Genomic DNA, 19,433 nt, shown 5'->3' on the forward strand with positions numbered 1-19,433 from the left:
GATATAAACTTATTGTGATGAGAATGGAGAAATTAACTATGAAACTAGGTATGTATGGCTTGGGCAGAATGGGTGGTAACATGGCAATTCGTTTGGCTCGTCATGGTCATGAAGTTGTTCTGTTAAATCGTACGCGCAGCAAAAGTGAGGAAATTCATAATCAAGCTCCTAAAAGTACCATTGTCGATGATTTGAAATCTTTGGTAGAAGCATTGCCTTCCCCAAAAATTGTTTGGATTATGTTGCCTTGTGGTGAAGTGACAGAACAGGCAATCAAAAGTCTTGGAGATATGTTAAATAAAGGGGATATCGTTATTGACGGTGGAAACACGTTCTATAAAGATGACATACGTCGTGCAAAAATGCTGGAAGCAAAGGGTATTCACTATGTTGATGTTGGAACTTCCGGTGGCGTTTGGGGTCTGGAACGTGGATATTGCATGATGTATGGTGGCAGTAAGGAAGCTGTTGACCATATTGATCCGATTTTGGACTCTTTGGCTCCTGGAATGGGCGATATTCCACGTACAAAGGAACGTAATGCCAATTTGAATCCCCGTGCGGAAAAAGGTTACCTTCATTGTGGTCCCGCAGGTTCTGGACATTTTGTCAAAATGGTTCATAACGGTATTGAATACGGTATGATGCAGGCCTATGCAGAAGGGTTTGATATCATGCGTACCAAAGGGTCAGATCGTTTACCCGAAGATGAACGTTTTGATTTGAATATGGCAGATATTGCAGAAGTATGGCGTCGTGGCAGCGTTATTCCGTCGTGGTTGTTGGATTTATGTGCGGATGCGCTTGCAAAGGATGGTACTCTTGCAGGTTTTAAAGGTGATGTTGCAGATACGGGAGAAGGGCGCTGGACCATTGAAGCCGCAATTGAAGAGGCTGTTCCTGCCCCCGTTATAACTTCCGCTTTATTCACCCGTTTTCGTTCCCGTTCAGGAAATACGTTTGGCGAAAAGATGTTGTCAGCAATGCGTTTTGGTTTTGGTGGCCATGTAGAAAAGAAATAATATAAATTTTCCAATTTTATTGGAAAAGGCCTTAATCGTGAGGATTAAGGCTTTTTTTTATAAATTTTATACAAAATATATAAGGAATATATGGAGTTAGTGAAATAAATCAAATTTATTTTACTAACATTACATTAAACAAAATTCGCTATTGAATGGTTTATGACATAATAATTTTCTAACAACATACATAAGCATAATGGTTTTTCATAAAGATTATAAAAATCTACAAGATATAATTTAAGGGTATCATCTAATGGGAACAAAACATCACGATATGAGTCCGGTCATTGATATGACTCAACAACAGTTTGGTGGGCCGGTAAGGAAATTATATCCTGTTTATAATCGCCATTTACCACCATGTAATTATGCTTGTCCCGCCGGTGAGGATATACAAGGGTGGCTTTCCCTTGCTCAAGAGGGAAAGTTTAGAGAGGCTTGGGAACATATTCTTGATAATAATCCCATGCCTGCAGTTCACGGGCGGGCATGTTATCATCCATGTGAAGGTTCATGTAATCGTAAAGAATTGGATGGATCTGTCACCATTCACGCTGTTGAACGGTTTTTGGGGGATATGGCTAATGACCGGGGATGGCAAGTTTCCGTTGCAGATAATCCTAATCGTAAACGTATTTTAATTGTTGGAGCTGGACCTGGGGGGTTATCAGCAGCTTATCATTTGTGTCGTATGGGGCATGAAGTTGTAATACGTGAGGCTTTTCCTGAACCTGGAGGCATGATGCGTTATGGCATTCCCGCTTATCGTTTACCGAGAGATATTCTAAAGCTTGATATTCATCGGATTGAACAGATGGGGGTCAAGATCAGATGTAATGATCCAGTGAGGGACTTATTGAAAGAAAAGCAGGAGGAACGGTTTGATGCGGTCTTTTTGGCAATAGGGGCTACAAAACCAAGTTTGTTAAATATTCCAATTGATAAGGAAGCGCATCTTTTGTCAGCCATAGAGTTTTTGGGTGATGTCAGTGCTGGGAAAAATCCAAAAATCGGTAAAAACGTTTTGGTCTATGGAGCCGGAAATACAGCGATGGATGCCGCTCGAACAGCCTTTCGTGCAGGGGCGCAAAAAGTAACGGTTATTTTCTTTTGGGATCGTTCGCATATGGAGGCGCATCAATTTGAGATTAAGGATGCAGAGGCAGAAGGCACTCAATTTAAATGTATGAGGACAATTGATTCTGTTTTTAAAGACAGGGTGATTTTACGGAAAATGATCATTGGCCAGGATGCTCGTCCGGAACCATCCGAGGAGATGGAGGAAATACAGATGGATACCGTTATTATGGCATTGGGACAGCAACCTGATAATCATTTTTTGCAAAATATTGAAGGAATAGAATTTGATTCAAAGGGGACTCTGGTTATTGATGCCCAGATGATGACCGGGGTTTCTGGCATATTTGCGGGCGGGGATGCTATTGACGGTCCTCGAAGTATCACGAATGCTGTGGGTTCTGGTAAAAAGGCTGCTCGGTTCATTAATGCTTGGCTGGATAATAAACCCTTTATCGTATCCCAAAAAAATCCGATTACCTATTATACGGATTTACATCTTCCCTTATTGGAGGATACACCTCAGATCCTACAAAAGGAATTGCCTGTTGAAAAGCGTGTTGGATTTACGGAAACATTAATCGGTTTTAATGAAAAAGAAGCTCTGTATGAAGCCAAACGCTGTCTTTCCTGTGGAAATTGCTATGAGTGTGATAACTGTCTGGCAGCTTGTCCAGAGGATGCTTTAACCAAAGCCGGAGTGGGAAAAGGGTATTTACTGGATATGGATCGTTGCACGGGATGTGCGGTCTGTTTTGAATCCTGTCCATGCCAAGCAATTGATATGACAGCTGAAAATATCTAAATATATTAATATTACATGCAGATAACGTCTCAAGAGAGGATGGTTATAGATGACTAATACAATAATGGACGCCAATACTGCAGTTGCCCATATTGCTTATCGTGTTAATGAGGTTTGTGCCATATTTCCGATTACGCCCTCATCCCCGATGGCTGAGCATATTGATGAATGGGCGGCAAAGGGAATTAAAAATATTTGGGGAAATATTCCCCTTGTTCAGGAAATGCAAAGTGAGGGTGGTGCTGCAGGAGCAGTACATGGCTCTTTACAAACAGGGGCGTTAACAACAACCTTTACGGCATCACAGGGATTGTTGTTGATGTTGCCAAACATGTTCAAGATCGCTGGTGAATTGACCTCGACGGTTTTTCATGTGGCAGCACGTTCTGTTGCAACTTCTGCCCTGTCAATTTTCGGGGATCATTCTGATGTCATGGCAAGCAGAATGACAGGTTTTGGCATGTGCTGTTCTGCATCAGTCCAGGAAGCCCATGATTTGGCCTTGATTATGCATGCCGTTACATTGGAGGCACGTGTACCTTTCATTCATTTTTTTGATGGTTTTCGTACGTCTCATGAATTAAACACATTGGATATCATATCTGATGAGATTATGGCCAAAATGATCGATGATGAATTTGTCATTGCACATCGTGAACGGGCCCTAAATCCCGAAAAACCCTTTATTAGAGGAACGGCTCATAATCCTGACACATTTTTCCAGGCACGTGAAGCGGTTAATCCATATTACAACCGGGTTATCAAACTTGTTGAAAAATACGTAAAGCGTTTAGGGGATTTAACAGGGCGTTACCATGATCTGATTGAATATGTTGGGGATTCTCGGGCAGAACATGTTATCGTATTGATGGGATCCGCTGCCGAAACTGCTGACAATACAGCTGAAGCCCTCATAAAACAGGGGGAATCTGTTGGTGTTTTAAAAATTCGTCTCTATCGTCCTTTTCCTTCAGAAAAATTTCTCGAATTCCTGCCTACCTCAGTCAAACGAATTGCAGTTATGGATCGCACAAAAGAATCAGGTGCGTTGGGGGAACCTTTATATTTAGATGTGATGGCGACTTTGGCCGAGGCTGTCTCAAGGGGGAAAAGAAGGGATTTGCCCTTGATTATCGGTGGTAGGTATGGTCTTTCATCCAAGGATTTCACCCCTGCAATGGTCAAGGCCGTATTTGATGAGTTAAAGACAGAGAATCCTCGACATGGTTTTACAGTCGGTATCCAGGATGATTTAACCCATAACAGTTTAACCTATGATTCATCCTTTACAATTGATAGTGATCAAATTAAACGCGCCATGTTTTTTGGATTGAGTGCGGATGGAACCGTTGGGGCCAACAAAAATAGCGTGAAAATTATTGCTGAGGATGCAGGGGAATATGCACAGGGGTATTTTGTTTATGATTCTCATAAATCCGGTGCGCAGACTGTGTCCCATTTACGTTTTGGTAAAATTCCGATCAAGGCGGCCTATCTGGTTCAACGTGCCGATTTTGTTGGGTGTCATCATTTTCATTTTCTTTATCGTCAGGATATTCTTGAACATGTGGTGGAAGGTGGAGTTTTTCTGCTGAATGCGCATTATAATGCAGATAAAATTTGGCAACATTTACCTCGTTTGGTACAACAGCGTATTATTGAAAAGAAATTAAGATTTTACGTTGTTAATGCTTCAAAAGTTGCCCAGGCAGTTGGGTTGGGTATGCGCACCAATACGATTTTGCAAACCTGTTTTTTTGCAATTTCGGATATTCTTCCAAGGGATAAAGCGATTGAGTATATCAAACATTCGATCAGGAAAACCTATCTTGTAAAAGGTGAGGATGTTGTACAGCAAAATTACAGGGCTGTTGATGCAGCCTGCGATAGCTTACAGCAAGTAAGGGTTCCAGACCGTGTATCAAGCAATATCGATCTTGAATATTCTATTCCAGCAGATGCACCAGAGTTTGTTCATAAGGTTATTGCTCCTATGTTTGCGGGCAAGGGGGATCAAATTCCGGTAAGCTTGATCCCGGCCGATGGAACTTTTCCTTCCGGAACAGCCGTTTATGAAAAACGTAACGTTTCGGATTTTGTTCCTGAATGGCGAGAGGATCTGTGCGTGCAATGTGGTCAGTGCAGCTATGTTTGTCCACATAGTGTGATACGTTCCAAAACTTACCATGATCGTTATCTGGAAAAAGCACCAGAGGGATTTAAGACGGCACCTTTAAAAGTTAGGGGATATCCAAATATTAATTATACTTTGCAATTTTACGTGGAGGATTGCACAGGGTGTACTTTGTGTGTTGATGTATGTCCAGCGAAAAGTCCTATTGAGCCCGAAACCAGGGCAATCAATATGACAGCAAAGGAATCCCTGCTTGAAAGAGAAAAAAGGAATATTTTGTTTTTTGAAACTTTACCGGTTGATGATCGTAGCAAAGTTAATTTTTCGAATGTACGGGGTGTGCAGTTTCTGGAACCTTTATTTCAGTTTTCTGGTGCCTGTGCCGGATGTGGGGAAACGCCTTACCTGAAATTATTGACCCAGTTGTTTGGAGATCGCTTGCAAGTTGCCAACGCGACTGGTTGTTCATCAATCTATGGTGGCAATCTGCCTGTAACGCCCTGGTCTGTAAATGGAGAAGGACAGGGCCCAGCCTGGTCCAATTCTTTGTTTGAAGATAATGCCGAATTTGGATTGGGTTTTAGGATTGCTGTTGACAAACAGCTAGAAGTGGCCAGTCATTTATTGAAGCGATTGAGGGAAGAGGTCGGTACGGATCTGGCTGATGCGATTTTGAATTCATCACAGAAAGAAGAATCTGAAATTCAGGCCCAACGTTCACGGGTAAAAATGCTGAAGACACGTTTAGCTCGGCTTAACAGTGATGATGCAAAACGTTTATTGGCATTGGCTGATTACTTTATCCGTCGCAGTATCTGGATTGTTGGTGGAGATGGTTGGGCCTATGACATTGGTTATGGTGGTTTGGATCATGTTTTAGCGTCAGGTGAAAATGTCAATATCCTCGTGCTGGATACAGAGATGTATTCCAATACAGGAGGTCAGGCCTCAAAGGCGACACCGTTCGGATCAATTGCCAAATTTGCATCAAAGGGAAAAGAAACAATCCGTAAAGATTTGGCGTTAATGGCCATGACATATGATAATGTCTATGTTGCCCAGGTTGCCTTGGGTTCCAATCCGCAACATACCCTAAAAGCATTTCGCCAGGCCGAAGCTTATGATGGGCCATCGTTGATCATTGCCTACAGCCACTGCATTGGACAGGGAATAGATATGCGCCATGGATTGACCCAACAAAAATTGGCGACAGCATCCGGTTATTGGCCATTATTCCGTTTTGATCCTATGATGCGGAAAATTGGTAAAAATCCTTTCCAACTGGATTCAGCCAGACCACGTATTGCTTTAAAAGAATATGCGGGTAATGAAATCAGATATCGGAATCTAAAACGGATACGTCCGAATGATGCCGAGGAAATTATGGAAAATGCACAAAAGGCAATTGACCGTCGTTATAAACAATATGAGGCCCTGGCATCAATTGAAACGGATGAAGTCAATCCTGTTGTATTGGGATTAAAACATTGAGACTAAATTAAAATATGTGATTGATGACACTCCTTGACGATTGCGGTCAAGGGGTGTTTTTATATTTTGACAATTATATATCGTCATATTTTTATCAATTTGTGAATATAATATTTTTCCAATTGATTATTAGAAAATCAAAAATGGCTTTTTGGATGGTTCTAAAACATTTTAATACAGTTGGAAAGTGTCAATCTTGAATAAAACAACTCCAGCAATTCGGTTGTTAATTTCGGATATTGATGGAACATTGATACCAAACAATAAAATTGTCACAAATGAAACCATTCATGCTGTTCATAAAATGAAACAGGCAGGGATTGGATTGTCCCTGGTAAGTAGCAGGCCTGCCTTGGGTATGCGTTTGTATTTGGAGCAATTGAAAATAGAGTTGCCTTTTGCCGCATTGAATGGCGGAGAAATTCTTGATGTAAAAGGAAATATCCTTTCCAGAATTTGCATGAATCCTGTCCTGATTCTCGATATATGCAACATGCTCCAGAAGCATAAAATTGAAATATGGCTTTATAGTAGTCTTGAATGGTTCGTATTTACTACTGAAAGCGCCTTTGTGGAGCATGAACAAAAAGCCTTGCAATTGCAGCCGAAAATTATTCAAAACATTCAAGATCATGTAACGGATACAATAAAAATCATGGGTATTTCCCAGGATACTGTTTTACTTGATAATCTAGCACAACAGATAAAACGACGTCATGGCCGGGAAGTTTCCGCAGTTCATTCTTCAAAAAATTATCTGGATATCTCTCATGTAAAGGCAAATAAAGGATTTGCAGCTCAGAAAATAGCGGAATTACTTAAAATTCCGTTAAGTAAAACGGCCTGTATAGGGGATATGGATAATGATATTCCGATGCTGAAAATTGCAGGAATGCCGATTGTTATGGGACAATCAAGTCAAAGGGTAAAACAATATGCTCATCATATTGCACGTACGAATGAGGAAAATGGATGGGCTTATGCTGTTAATCAATTTTTACTTTAATTTAAATGAAAATATTTTAAGTTGTGAAATAATGGTTTTATTTTGTAACCTGAATTGTTGAATCCCGGGAAGGGGTACATAAAAATTATAAAGAACGAGTTATCTATGACAGACAATATGGAAAAAGGGCATAATGCGAAAACCGGATATGTTCTTGTCTTACCCGATGCAAATGCACAGGCTAATTACCTGGCTGATATCATTTTGCACCAGATTGAGGAAAAAAAGGATGCGGTTTTCAGGATAGCGTTATCAGGAGGATCCACACCTAAAAAATTATACGAATTATTAGGGGGAGAGACTTACAGTCATCGACTGCCTTGGGAACGGTTGCATCTGTTTTTCGGTGATGAAAGAATGGTGCCCTATACGGATGAAGCCAGCAATTTTCGTATGGTTACCGAGGCTTTGCTTAATCATGTGAATATTCCATTTAGGAATGTTCATCCGATGCCTATTTTAGAAGATGTGGAAAAAGCTGCGCGATTATACGAAGAAAATCTACAGCATGAATATGGATCAAGGGTATTGAAGAATGGGGAACCCTTATTTGATATCGTTTTATTGGGACTGGGAACAGATGGTCATACGGCTTCACTTTTTCCTGACACAGCTGTTTTGGAGGAAAAACAGAAGTGGGTTTCTTGGTGTCAACCAAAAGACGCCCCTCATAGAAGAATGACATTGACCTATCCAGCAATTGCTTCCAGCCGTTTGGTTATATTTGTAGTGAGTGGAGAAAACAAGGTTAAGATTTTCCGTGAGGTAAGGGAAGAGAATGCAATATATCCCTCTTCAAAAATTGAAACGGAAGGAGAGGTTCACTGGATTTTGGATAAAGCGGCCGGTGGTGAATAAAAGCGGTCGGTAATTGGATAACGAAAGAATACTAGATAGAGATGGATGCACAACAAATCGTTAAATATAAAGAGCAGCTTGGAAAAATAGGGGCTTCATTAGTTTCGCAAGGGATGAAAGTCGGATTGGGAAGTGGGAGTACCGCGGCATGTGTTATCCGATCTTTAGGCAAGCGGTGGCAAGAGGAAGGGTTGCGTTTTGAAGGTGTGCCTTCCTCGATTGCGTCGGCCAAGCTGGCCGAATCTTACGGAATTGAACTGACAACATTGGGGGAATGTCCAGAATTGGATATTGCCATTGATGGGGCAGATGAGGTTACGCATCAAGGATTACAGTTAATTAAGGGGTTGGGTGGCGCTTTATTACGAGAAAAAATTGTTCGCTATGCAGCCAAAAAATTTGTTATAGTCGTTGATGAACGTAAATTAGTCGATAAGCTTGGTGAGCATACACCTGTTCCAGTTGAGGTTACCCCTTTCGGTTGGGAAGCCACAATGAAACATTTGGAAAAAATTGGAGCATCAATAAAAGTTCGGGTCAAGAATGATCATCCTGATTTTTTCCTGACGGATGGTGGGAACATGATTCTCGATTGTGATTTTGGAATTATTGACGATCCTGTGCGACTAGAGAAAGATATCATTTCGATTGCTGGGGTTATCGAAAGCGGTTTATTTATTAATTGTACGGATGAAGCTTTAGTCGCGGGCTATAACGGGATTCAGCATTTATATAAGTAAAGGAACACATCAATGTCTTTGTCCACGAATGATAATGTACAGATTAGGCCTTGTTTATTGGTGATAATGGGTGTTTCGGGATGTGGAAAAACGACATTGGCAAAAGGTTTGGATCAGTATCTTGACTGGCCTTTTCAGGAAGGGGACTCTTTTCATTCACAACATAATATCCAGAAAATGTCAGAAGGCAAACCCCTAACAGATAGCGATCGTTGGCCATGGCTGGAAAAATGTCATGCATGGTTGGAGGCATGTGCGGAAGAACATGGTGGGAAAGGGGTGTTAACATGTTCTGCCCTAAAAAGATCCTATCGTGATTTTTTGCGCAAGGGCATTGGGAAACCTTTCTATTTTGTAAATTTAAAAGTTCCATATGATGTTCTCCTTCATCGTATTGAAAAACGTGAAGGGCATTTTATGCCCGCAAGTTTACTGGATACACAGCTGAAAAGCTTTGAACCGCTCCAGGTGGATGAACCTCATATAGAAATTGACATGTCCCATCCGCTTGAAACGGTTATTCGAGATACACTAATGAAATTACAGCAACTTTAGTTAAAAGCTGGCAGTCAGGGCGATATTAAAAGAACGACCCAGACCTGGCAGGGCACGCAATTCGTTAGTTGTGATTAAATCCCCTAAGGACATTCCCCCCAAAGGAAGATAATATTTTTTGTTGGCAATATTTTCTATGCTTGCGTCCAGGCGAAGCATACGCCATGTATAACTCCCCCCGATATTGAACAAAACATACCCAGGTGTTTTCGGTTCACGACGCATAGGGTCAATCTGACTTTTTGTATTGACGAAATTTGCCTCGATCCTGCCAGCCCATGGACCAAAATATTCATTAAGGCTTAACGTTCCATTTAATGGCATCATGTGATAAAGGCTGTTGTGATTGGTTCGATCTTGACCCATAACCCAGTTGATATTTCCTTTCAATATGCCTTGACCATATTTCTTATTGTTCCATAATTTATAGGATTCAGCTGTGTTAATTCCATAGATTTGGGCGTTATGATTGTCAAACTGCAATTTTGAGACAGTTGTATTTTGACGTGTTCGCATACTCCCAAGGTAATTAACGTTGATGTAATGGTGAATATAGGTATAGAAGGGTTGAACCTTGACCTCCCATATATCCTGGTGTGGATCGTGAAAGTCAAAGGTTGTGCTGACGGTATTGCCTACTTCCGGTTTGAGGTTGAGATTGCCGATATAACCATTTCCATCACCAAACCAGCCAATCATGCGCATGGCCATTGGAGATGTGCCCCATGTATAACGTTCATATAAATTTGGAGAACGGCTTTTCCGGGCATACCCACCTTCCCAGGTAAAGGATTTATTGACTGTCCATCGTGCCATGGCTGTAACATCAAAATTGGTATCGGTATGGCCACGGTTTGCAGTATTGAAATTATGAATGGCTTTCCGTTCCTCGGCATTCATTCCATTGATGCCCTGGTATCCAGATATTCTCCCTGTATTCATCATGACCAGATCATTTCGAAAACCGAGAAGGGTTGTGACTTTTGGGGTCCATTGGGCTTCCCATTCAGCAAAATTTCCCAATCGATCCCGATGGCCATTATTGATATTGTGATAGGTATGAGGTCCCATCATCATGTTTTTTTGTAGGGGGGGCCACCAGTCATTTAAACCTGAATGATCGAAAGAGCTGCCAATCCGTAACGTGTTATGATTATCTATGAATACCGTTGCCTTAACATTATATCCAGCTGTACGACCATCAATGTTCATGGGCATTCCTTTCGTGGCGGAATGGCCGCCTTTATTGCTGAGCATATTCATGGCATGGGTGACACGTTGCCAATAGCCTCTTGCTTCAATTGTTCCCCAATCGAAGTCACCCTTATATTTTCCATTGACAAAAATGGAGCGATTATTGGTCATATCCATATATTGATTGGGAAAACCTTCATAGGGTGTGTCAGATTGTCCATAGGTCAAAGAGAATAAATAGTTATCCTTTTTATAACCTAGGGTCACATCATGATTGAATGTTTTATAAGCAGAAGAATACACTTTTCCACCTCCGCTGCCTGCATGATAATTGCGGGATTGAGACCATGACCCGTTATAGCGGAGACTTAAATGTTTATTGGCAACAGTAATGTTTCCTGCCGTTCCTACGCCTGAACCATTACTATGATAAAAGCTTGAAGCTTCTCCTTTGATGAGAATTTTTTTGTTTTTTTCTGCAAAAAGAGGATCTTTTCGTTGGATATCAATTGATCCGGCCAGGCTGTCCCCTCCCATACTTACGGGTGTGATACCGGCCATGATTTTGGCTGTTGCAACATCATGGGGATTAAGATAGGAAATGGCAGGATTCATATGGTTTGGACAATCCCCATTGATACGCATACCATCAATGAACGTGGCCACCCGATCATCCGCCATTCCGTTAATTACGGGTAAAGAGGCAATACGACCCGCACCATATTGGCTGATACCCATTTGATTTTTGAAAAGATCCATTGGGTTTGGACTGTTATTCACAATATCCTTTAATTTATCCTTTTTTAAAAAAATTGAATTGGGTGGATTTGTGGAAAAGTCTGGGATGTCTTCTGATTCAATATGTATTTCTGGAACTGGTGCAGTGGTATTGGTTCTTGAAAGAGAGGTTTTATTTTGTGTAATGTTTTTTTGTGCTTTTCCATTATAGGGGTAAAGAGAACACAATAATAAAAAAAGGTAAAATTTACATGAACAATGCCATCGATAAGACATAGATTAACCTGATATAATAATGACAAAGGAATAATTTGGTCATAATATCTGTATGACCATTAGAACTATCAGTGTTAATAAAGGGGTGGTGCACGGGGTAGCTGCGTATTCAAGGGTAATATCGGGGGAGGTTGAGCCTGATAAACCTTGCGTTTCAAAAAAAGATGAATAATTGTCAATTGGGGAAAGATAAGTAATAAATTTAACAAGGGGCTTGGAACAGCCAATCCATTACAGAGGGGACAAACAAAGATTCCATGATGTTGTTGATTGTGTTTGGAATGTTGATCCGTTTTTTTGCTTATCTTAGAGTGGGAGAAAGTGGCAGTGTCACACATCGTCATTGACATGGATGCATGCTGATTTTGCATCATTGGACAATGCCAAAGCGAGGTAAATGTAAAAGGTAAAAGAATTAAATGACTTATAAACAGAAACAGGACAATAATAACAGAATATAAAGATACAGGATAAGAATCTTTATTTTTTTTTACCCATATATTTGTTGTAGAGGATAAAATCATTAATGCCTTGGTCAAGTATTGAAGATCATTATTATTTATTTGATTAAAATTAAGAATAAAGTCAAATTTCTTTTTAGTATTTGAATGTTTTGTTTTATAGATAGAATAGAATAAAGGCTCTTTACCTCTAATATATTTGAGCAAATATGGCATCAAGGATTATGAAACAGGAACCTATCTGTCCTTCTCTGAATCAGAAAACGATTTTATCATCATTTCCAAAAAGGACGTTGGTTTTTTCCGAACATGTCAATTCAGTAGGGATAGAGCTGGCCTGTACGGTTGCTGTTCTATTTAATATAATTGTTTTCCTGCTAATGTTTTTTTGTTTACATGTAAAGAAAGAAGTTTTCCCACTCTCTTCAATGGTTGTGGTTCAATTTCAAGAAGGGATGAAATCTCTTTCCTTATTGGATGCAATTGCAGAAAATAAAACGGATGATCTGAAGGCAGTAACCATCCCCGTGGCCAGAAGTCCTGTCAATGCTTTGCCTGCCATGAACGCATTGCAAAAAATTTCAGTGCCAACCACTCAGGATCAATCGAGTAATCGCAACATTTCCAAAAATAAAATAGCTGCTCAATCAGCAATGGGACAGCAGAAAAGGCAAGATAGGGGAATGGAACAAAAAGCCAAATCATCAATACCTTTAGTTAGCCACAATTTTCCATTGCAACGCTGCTCATCACCAAAAAGCACTTATCCCTTGGCTGCCCGTAGAAGACATGAACAAGGTGTTGCAAAGGTTGCATTGCAAATTTTGTCAAATGGACAGGTTGGTCAGGTAAAAATTGTTGAGACAAGTGGTTTTGTTGATTTGGATCGGGCTGCAATCGAGGCAGTCCAACAAATAAAATGCAGTGCACTGAAAGATAATGATACGCTTGTTCAGACAACAACCACGGTTCATTTTGAGTTAAGACACAACTAAAAATATATAAGTAGTATTCATGTATAATTGAATATTATTTATGATTGGTTCAGCCGATATATATGTTTTTATATTATATAGTTTATTTGATTATTGCCATTTTATTTTTAAAATTGAAACACGTTTAAATTAAAAATACTTTTTCGGGAAGATTATCTGAAGTAAGAATATATCAAGAAAGAAAATTCTATCAATGCCTGTTTGGGGTTTATGGATTGATTATTTTCAAAATTTTGGGACCAGAAGACTATATTAAATTATTTTAATTTGAATTGAGTCATGAAATTCCATTTCATAGATATAATCTTTACTTTGAAACTGTTTGTTTGGTTTATAAAATCCTGGGTTTTAATATTTAATTGAATAAATTAATTTTTGTATCAGAAGAGTGATCATAGATGGAGATGATAAAAACGAAGGCTGCTGTTGCATGGAGAGCCAATCAGCCCCTTTCAATTGAGACAGTTGATTTAATGCCGCCACAAAAAGGGGAAGTTTTAATAAAGATAATTGCAACCAGCGTATGTCATACAGATGCATACACGCTTTCAGGAAAAGATCCTGAAGGTATATTTCCTGCAATATTGGGTCATGAAGGGGCGGGAATTATACAGGCTGTTGGTGAAGGGGTAACAAGTGTTTCTGTTGGTGATCATGTTATACCCTTATATACTCCGGAATGTGGAACATGTGAATATTGTCGTTCTGGTAAAACCAATCTCTGTCAGGCTATTCGTGTCACTCAAGGTCAAGGGTTGATGCCTGATGGTACGAACCGTTTTTTTAAAGACGGCGAACCTATCTATCATTATATGGGAACATCTACATTTTCCGAATATACGGTTGTTCCGGAGATTTCCGTAGCAAAAATCAGTAAACAGGCACCTTTGGAAAAAGTATGTTTATTGGGTTGTGGAATCACAACTGGTATGGGAGCTGTAAAAAATACGGCAAAAGTACAAAAAGGTGATAGTGTTGCAGTTTTTGGGTTGGGTGCGATTGGCTTGTCGGTCATTATGGGAGCCCATATGGCGGGTGCAGGTCGCATTGTCGCAATTGATATTGATTCAGAAAAATTTAAATTGGCTAGGAAGTTAGGTGCTACCGATTTTATAAATCCTAAAGATTATTCCGCCTCAATACAGGAAGTTGTAATTGAAAAAACAAAAGGTGGAGTAGATTTTTCATTTGAATGTATAGGAAACGTTCAGGTAATGCGTTCTGCTCTTGAATGTTGTCATAAAGGTTGGGGAGAATCTGTTATCATTGGTGTTGCCGGGGCAGGTGAGGAAATTTCCACCCGTCCTTTTCAGTTGGTGACTGGCCGCGTATGGCGAGGATCCGCATTTGGTGGGGTTAAGGGGCGTTCACAATTGCCTGTTATTGTAAATGATTATCTGCAAGGCAAATTTGTTTTGGAGGATTTTATAACACAAGACTTGGCATTTGATGAGATTAATAGGGCTTTTGATTTATTGCATCAGGGAAAAGCTATTCGAACTGTTTTACATTACTAGTTTCAGATAGGTTTGACAGGAAATATTATGAAATATGTTGAATTGGAAACTCATCAATCTTTTGGTGGACAGCAAAAACGGTTTAGACACTGGTCAGTCACACTGGGCTGCGAAATGAGTTATTCAGTTTACTTGCCACCTGATTACAGGAATACAACTTTACCTATATTATACTGGCTTTCCGGTTTAACTTGTAATGACCAGAATTTTGTGACTAAGGCAGGGGCGCAAAAATATGCTGCAGAATTGGGAATTATACTGGTTGTCCCTGATACAAGTCCCCGAGGTGATATAATTCCTGACGCGCCTTCTTATGATCTGGGACAGGGAGCGAGTTTTTATGTTAATGCGACACAAGAACCCTGGAAACAAAATTATCAAATGTTTGATTATATTTCCATTGAGCTTCCCAAATTGATCAAGCGACAATTTAAATCGAATGGCAGGCAATCTATTGCTGGACATTCAATGGGTGGTCATGGTGCTTTGATGTTTGCCCTAAAACATCCTGGTCGATTTTGTTCGGTTTCGGCTTTTGCACCAATTGTTAATCCAATGCAGGTGCCGTTCGGGCGGAAGGCATTTTGTCATTATCTTGGAGATGGCAAGGAAACTTGGCAAGTCTATGATAGCTGTTTTCTAATGGAACATTATATTGATCAACCCTTTCCCATATTGATTGATCAGGGAACAACGGATGAATTTTTATTAAAACAGTTACAACCAGAAATTTTGGAAACTGTTGCCCTCAAAAAGAATTGGCCGTTTCAATTGCGATGGCAGAAAGATTATGACCACAGCTATTTTTTTGTTTCAAGTTTTATCCGTGATCATTTGTTATTTCATTATAGATATTTAAAGTAAATATATGTGAATAATCATATCAAGAATTTATGCAGTTTCACGCTTTTTGAAATGAGGACAGTTTGTATAAACTATATTTAATGGATTATTGATTCAAGGGTCTCTACAATCTGATGCGTTTCTGTTCCTGTTTGAATGGAGGTTCTATATTTTCCCTCTGGATCCATGAGAATGAACTGATCATAAGGTTCAACAAGACTTATATCACTATTGATTGGCGCTTTTTTGATGGAAACATGATAAAGAATTGAAATATCACGAAGCGCCAGTTCACCACCGGTCAGGGCTATAATTTTATCATTATAGGTTTTCATGCTTAACATCAGACGGCTGGGTGTATCATAGTTAGAATCAAAGGATATGAAAATTGGAACAAGTTGAGATGCTTTATTCTCTAAATGGTTAATGATCTCACCCATTTTTATAAGATCCTTACGACATTGATTATGCGGGCAACGTGTTGCACCGAAATACATCAACATCCATTTTCCCCTGAATATTCCGTCATTGACGATACTTCCTGCAGGGCTGATAAGTTGAAAACCCCCTCCGATTACATTGGAATTTTCAGGCGCAACGGCTGTATGATTGGCAGTGAATTTAATCCCGAGGAACATCATGCCAATAATGAAAGCGATAAATAGGAATGAAATAATCCAAATAGATTTTTTTTGATTCTGTGGCATGGTTTAATGTGCTTCTGCCCAGTTTTTACCTATTCCAGCCTCAACAACAAGGGGAATGGAAAGATTAACAGTGTTTTCCATTGTTTGCTTTACAAGATTAACGAATGTTTCAGCATAATCTGTTCGCACTTCAAAAAGCAACTCGTCATGAACTTGTAATAACATGCTTACGGGGAGTTTTTTTTCTGTGATGATTTTGTCCATATCCCGCATTGCGCATTTTATAATGTCGGCGGCGCCCCCCTGAATGGGAGCATTTATGGCTTGGCGTTCGGCATAAGCCTTTTGTGGACCTTTGCTATTTTTAATTCCAGCAATCCAGCATTTTCTGCCAAAAGGTGTTAGAACAAATCCCTTTTCCTTTGCCTCTTCCTGGGTATTTTGCATATATGCCCTTATTTCAGGGTAACGTTTAAAATAGGTCTCAATATATTGTTTGGCATCAGATGATGAAACATTCAATTGTTTGGCTAACCCAAAGGCACTAATTCCATAAATAATACCAAAATTGATGGCTTTGGCCTGTCGACGCAGCAAAGGTTGCATTTCATTGATTGAAACGTCAAAGACCTCTGAGGCAGTACGGGCATGAATATCCTCATTATGAATAAAGGATTCTTTTAATTGGGGAATATTTGCAACATGTGCAAGAAGCCTCAATTCTATTTGTGAATAATCTGCGGAAACAAGAACATGGCCAGGCTTGGCAATAAATGCTTCCCTGATTTTTCCACCCTCTTCTGTTCGAATAGGTATATTTTGTAAATTGGGATCATTGGAAGACAAACGTCCCGTAACGGTTCCAACCATATTAAAGCTGGTATGTACACGTTTTGTTTCCGGGTTTATTTCCTTAACCAAGGCATCCGTATAGGTGGATTTAAGTTTCGCCAATTGTCGCCAAGCCAGCAGTTTTTCAGCAATCTCGTAACCCTGATCGCTAAGTTCTTGTAATACCTTGACATCTGTTCCCCATGTACCAGATTTCATACGTTTTCCACCCGGCAACTTCATCTGGTCAAAAAGGATCTCCCCAAGCTGTTTTGGTGAGGCCAAATTGAATTCTTCACCGGAAACATGATAGATTTCTTTTTCTTGTTCTGACATTTTTTCGGTGAAAGTAGTAGAAAGCTTTTGAAGAAGGGAAGCGTCAATCATAATTCCATTCTGTTCCATCCTGGTCAGGATTGGAATTAGGGGGCGTTCTATTTCTTCATAAAGACCTAGAACATGTGCGGTTCTTAATTGAGGTCGCAATATTTCCCATAAACGCAAAGTGACATCTGCATCTTCACCTGCATAGGTTGTTGCCTCTTCAATTGAAACTTGCGCAAAAGGGATACGTTTACGACCGGTTCCGGTTAATGCATCATAAGATATTGTTTGATGATTCAAATAGCGTTTTGCCAGCTCATCCATTCCATGTCTGTGCTCTCCCGCCGCCAGGTTGTAAGAAATAATCATTGTGTCATCATAGGGGGCAGGTTGCGGAAACCCGTTATGTTCTAAAACAAGAAAATCATACTTAGCATTATGAAAAATCTTGAGGATGGAAGGATCTGTCAGAATGGGGCCAAGATACTGAATGACATTTTTTAATGAAATTTGTTCTGGTTTTAATAATTCTCCATCTATTTGATGATTGATGGGAATATAACAGGCTTTACCCGGGGCTACAGCTAGGGAAATCCCGATTAGATTTGCCTGTAATGCATTAAGGTTGTCGGTTTCAGTATCCACGGCACAAAAATGGGTTGTTTGAATTCGGTGAATCCATTCCTGTAATTGCGTGTTATTGAGAATGGTCTCATACTGATGATACGGGGCGGCAAGAACCGCTTTGTTTGGTTCGGGACCGGTCTGTGTTTCCTGTCTGCGAGATGTATGAGGAATGTCGCCTGTATTATGAGAATTTTTTGTCCAGCGATTTAATATGGAGCGGAATCCATGTTTTTGAAGCCATGCGGTAACTTTTTCAGGATCAGCCTTGCAACAATTTAACTGATCAATCGGGGTGGGTAGAGGAATATCATCTTTTAGCTGAACAAGTTGGTATGAAATTCGTGCATTTTCCTTGTTGGTTTCAAGATTATCGCGCCGTTTGGAGGGCTTCATCGTAGGAATGGCAGCAAGGATATCCTCCAACTGTCCATATTCATGAATTAAAGCGGCTGCCGTTTTGGGACCTATGCCAGGAACTCCAGGGACATTATCTACCGGGTCTCCCATCAATGCTTGTAAGGAAATCATATCTGTTGGGGACACACCAAATTTAGCTTGTACCTCTTCAATCTTGATGATTTTTTCCTTGATGGGATCCTGCATTTGAATATGTTCGTTGATTAATTGCATCAGATCCTTATCGGAAGAAATAATTGTACATTTGCCCCCATCTGCCACGATTGCTTTTGCGTAACTTGCAATAAGATCATCAGCTTCCCATCCTGACATTTCAATTGTTGGTAATCCCAGAATTTCAGAGGCTTCCCGAACAAGTGAAAACTGGGGAATAAGCTCTTCAGGAGGAGGAGGTCTATGTGCTTTATAAGCTGGATAGATTTCATTCCTGAAGGTTTTTCTTCCTGCATCAAAAATTACAGCCATATGACTGGCCACATGATCACGGATTAGTTTTATCATCATGTTAGTAAAACCATAAACCGCGTTGACAGGTGTTCCTGATGGATCAGTCATTAAGGGAATGGCATGAAAAGCACGAAAAATAAACCCGGATCCATCAATGAGGATTAAGTGTTTTTGATTTGATGCAGAAAATGAAGTCATGAAAGATGTTAATTTGATTCAGATGGTTTGTAGACAAATGATTTTGAGCAATAAGGACAGGTTGCCTGTCCGTTTTTTAGTTTTAGAAAAACCCGTGGATGACCGAACAGTGTGTGATTACCCTCACAAGCAACGGTTTGGGAGGAAGTATAAATGGTTTCAATAGGTTTCGTCGGTAAGGTTGTTGTAGAATCTTTTTCTAAATTCATGAATATACCCTTGTTAAG

The 19,433-nt window shown here is 40.0% G+C and carries 15 protein-coding genes; 10 read left to right on the plus strand and 5 right to left on the minus strand.

What is annotated here, in order from left to right:
* Positions 1-38 precede the first annotated feature (38 nt).
* The 7 genes from gnd (at position 39) to H3T57_RS07040 (ending at position 9,691) form a co-directional block, all read left to right on the plus strand.
* Positions 39-1,022, plus strand: coding sequence for a phosphogluconate dehydrogenase (NAD(+)-dependent, decarboxylating) (gnd, locus tag H3T57_RS07010; protein ID WP_198193648.1), 984 nt, complete (start codon positions 39-41; stop codon positions 1,020-1,022).
* A 256-nt stretch (positions 1,023-1,278) separates the two neighbouring features.
* Positions 1,279-2,907: an NAD(P)-binding protein gene (locus H3T57_RS07015; RefSeq protein ID WP_198193649.1), complete on the plus strand. Its 1,629-nt coding sequence runs from the start codon at positions 1,279-1,281 to the stop codon at positions 2,905-2,907.
* A 49-nt stretch (positions 2,908-2,956) separates the two neighbouring features.
* The gene (gene nifJ / locus H3T57_RS07020; RefSeq protein ID WP_232349789.1) at positions 2,957-6,532 is read left to right on the plus strand and encodes a pyruvate:ferredoxin (flavodoxin) oxidoreductase; all 3,576 of its coding nucleotides are present in this window, start codon (positions 2,957-2,959) and stop codon (positions 6,530-6,532) included.
* A gap of 196 nt (positions 6,533-6,728) precedes the next feature.
* Positions 6,729-7,538: a Cof-type HAD-IIB family hydrolase gene (locus H3T57_RS07025; protein ID WP_198193650.1), complete on the plus strand. Its 810-nt coding sequence runs from the start codon at positions 6,729-6,731 to the stop codon at positions 7,536-7,538.
* Positions 7,539-7,643: 105 nt separating this feature from the next.
* Complete coding sequence (gene pgl, locus H3T57_RS07030; protein ID WP_110439286.1) at positions 7,644-8,396, plus strand: 6-phosphogluconolactonase; 753 nt, start codon at positions 7,644-7,646, stop codon at positions 8,394-8,396.
* Between the two features lie 41 nt (positions 8,397-8,437).
* Positions 8,438-9,136: a ribose-5-phosphate isomerase RpiA gene (gene rpiA, locus H3T57_RS07035; RefSeq protein WP_110439287.1), complete on the plus strand. Its 699-nt coding sequence runs from the start codon at positions 8,438-8,440 to the stop codon at positions 9,134-9,136.
* A 12-nt stretch (positions 9,137-9,148) separates the two neighbouring features.
* Positions 9,149-9,691 carry a gluconokinase gene (locus H3T57_RS07040; protein ID WP_155566201.1) on the plus strand — a complete coding sequence of 181 codons (543 nt, stop codon included), beginning with the start codon at positions 9,149-9,151 and terminating at the stop codon, positions 9,689-9,691.
* On the opposite strand, the gene H3T57_RS07045 is transcribed toward H3T57_RS07040, so the two are convergent.
* On the minus strand, positions 9,692-11,899 hold the full coding sequence (locus H3T57_RS07045) for a TonB-dependent receptor (protein WP_198193651.1): 2,208 nt from the start codon (positions 11,897-11,899) through the stop codon (positions 9,692-9,694).
* A 74-nt stretch (positions 11,900-11,973) separates the two neighbouring features.
* Entirely contained in the window at positions 11,974-12,438 is a 465-nt protein-coding gene (locus H3T57_RS07050) for a DUF2946 domain-containing protein (protein WP_198193652.1), read from the minus strand.
* A gap of 146 nt (positions 12,439-12,584) precedes the next feature.
* On the opposite strand from H3T57_RS07050, the gene H3T57_RS07055 reads away from it, so the two are divergent.
* The 3 genes from H3T57_RS07055 to fghA all read left to right on the plus strand — a co-directional run bounded on the left by H3T57_RS07055 (position 12,585) and on the right by fghA (position 15,736).
* The gene (locus H3T57_RS07055; protein ID WP_198193653.1) at positions 12,585-13,355 is read left to right on the plus strand and encodes an energy transducer TonB; all 771 of its coding nucleotides are present in this window, start codon (positions 12,585-12,587) and stop codon (positions 13,353-13,355) included.
* A gap of 404 nt (positions 13,356-13,759) precedes the next feature.
* Positions 13,760-14,872 carry an S-(hydroxymethyl)glutathione dehydrogenase/class III alcohol dehydrogenase gene (locus tag H3T57_RS07060; protein WP_196424072.1) on the plus strand — a complete coding sequence of 371 codons (1,113 nt, stop codon included), beginning with the start codon at positions 13,760-13,762 and terminating at the stop codon, positions 14,870-14,872.
* Positions 14,873-14,899: 27 nt separating this feature from the next.
* Positions 14,900-15,736: an S-formylglutathione hydrolase gene (gene fghA, locus H3T57_RS07065; protein ID WP_198193654.1), complete on the plus strand. Its 837-nt coding sequence runs from the start codon at positions 14,900-14,902 to the stop codon at positions 15,734-15,736.
* A gap of 77 nt (positions 15,737-15,813) precedes the next feature.
* Here fghA and H3T57_RS07070 read toward each other — a convergent pair whose 3' ends face one another.
* Genes H3T57_RS07070 through H3T57_RS07080 form a run of 3 tightly spaced genes read right to left on the minus strand, consistent with a single transcriptional unit; the run spans position 15,814 to position 19,415 of the window.
* Positions 15,814-16,422: an SCO family protein gene (locus H3T57_RS07070; protein WP_155568720.1), complete on the minus strand. Its 609-nt coding sequence runs from the start codon at positions 16,420-16,422 to the stop codon at positions 15,814-15,816.
* 3 nt (positions 16,423-16,425) lie between these two features.
* On the minus strand, positions 16,426-19,206 hold the full coding sequence (gene polA, locus H3T57_RS07075) for a DNA polymerase I (RefSeq protein ID WP_198193655.1): 2,781 nt from the start codon (positions 19,204-19,206) through the stop codon (positions 16,426-16,428).
* A gap of 8 nt (positions 19,207-19,214) precedes the next feature.
* Entirely contained in the window at positions 19,215-19,415 is a 201-nt protein-coding gene (locus H3T57_RS07080; RefSeq protein WP_155564821.1) for a zinc-finger domain-containing protein, read from the minus strand.
* Positions 19,416-19,433: the final 18 nt, after the last annotated feature.

The sequence above is a fragment of the Commensalibacter sp. W6292M3 genome (assembly GCF_016101315.1).
Classification (GTDB): domain Bacteria; phylum Pseudomonadota; class Alphaproteobacteria; order Acetobacterales; family Acetobacteraceae; genus Commensalibacter; species Commensalibacter melissae.

Coding starts and splice junctions, on each gene's coding strand:
- H3T57_RS07045 (WP_198193651.1), bottom strand. CDS start 11,899: ATGTCTTATCGATGGCATTGTTCATGTAAATTTTACCTTTTTTTATTA.
- rpiA (WP_110439287.1), top strand. CDS start 8,438: ATGGATGCACAACAAATCGTTAAATATAAAGAGCAGCTTGGAAAAATA.
- H3T57_RS07080 (WP_155564821.1), bottom strand. CDS start 19,415: ATGAATTTAGAAAAAGATTCTACAACAACCTTACCGACGAAACCTATT.
- H3T57_RS07060 (WP_196424072.1), top strand. CDS start 13,760: ATGATAAAAACGAAGGCTGCTGTTGCATGGAGAGCCAATCAGCCCCTT.
- H3T57_RS07015 (WP_198193649.1), top strand. CDS start 1,279: ATGGGAACAAAACATCACGATATGAGTCCGGTCATTGATATGACTCAA.
- H3T57_RS07040 (WP_155566201.1), top strand. CDS start 9,149: ATGTCTTTGTCCACGAATGATAATGTACAGATTAGGCCTTGTTTATTG.
- H3T57_RS07055 (WP_198193653.1), top strand. CDS start 12,585: ATGAAACAGGAACCTATCTGTCCTTCTCTGAATCAGAAAACGATTTTA.
- polA (WP_198193655.1), bottom strand. CDS start 19,206: ATGACTTCATTTTCTGCATCAAATCAAAAACACTTAATCCTCATTGAT.
- fghA (WP_198193654.1), top strand. CDS start 14,900: ATGAAATATGTTGAATTGGAAACTCATCAATCTTTTGGTGGACAGCAA.
- gnd (WP_198193648.1), top strand. CDS start 39: ATGAAACTAGGTATGTATGGCTTGGGCAGAATGGGTGGTAACATGGCA.
- pgl (WP_110439286.1), top strand. CDS start 7,644: ATGACAGACAATATGGAAAAAGGGCATAATGCGAAAACCGGATATGTT.
- nifJ (WP_232349789.1), top strand. CDS start 2,957: ATGACTAATACAATAATGGACGCCAATACTGCAGTTGCCCATATTGCT.
- H3T57_RS07070 (WP_155568720.1), bottom strand. CDS start 16,422: ATGCCACAGAATCAAAAAAAATCTATTTGGATTATTTCATTCCTATTT.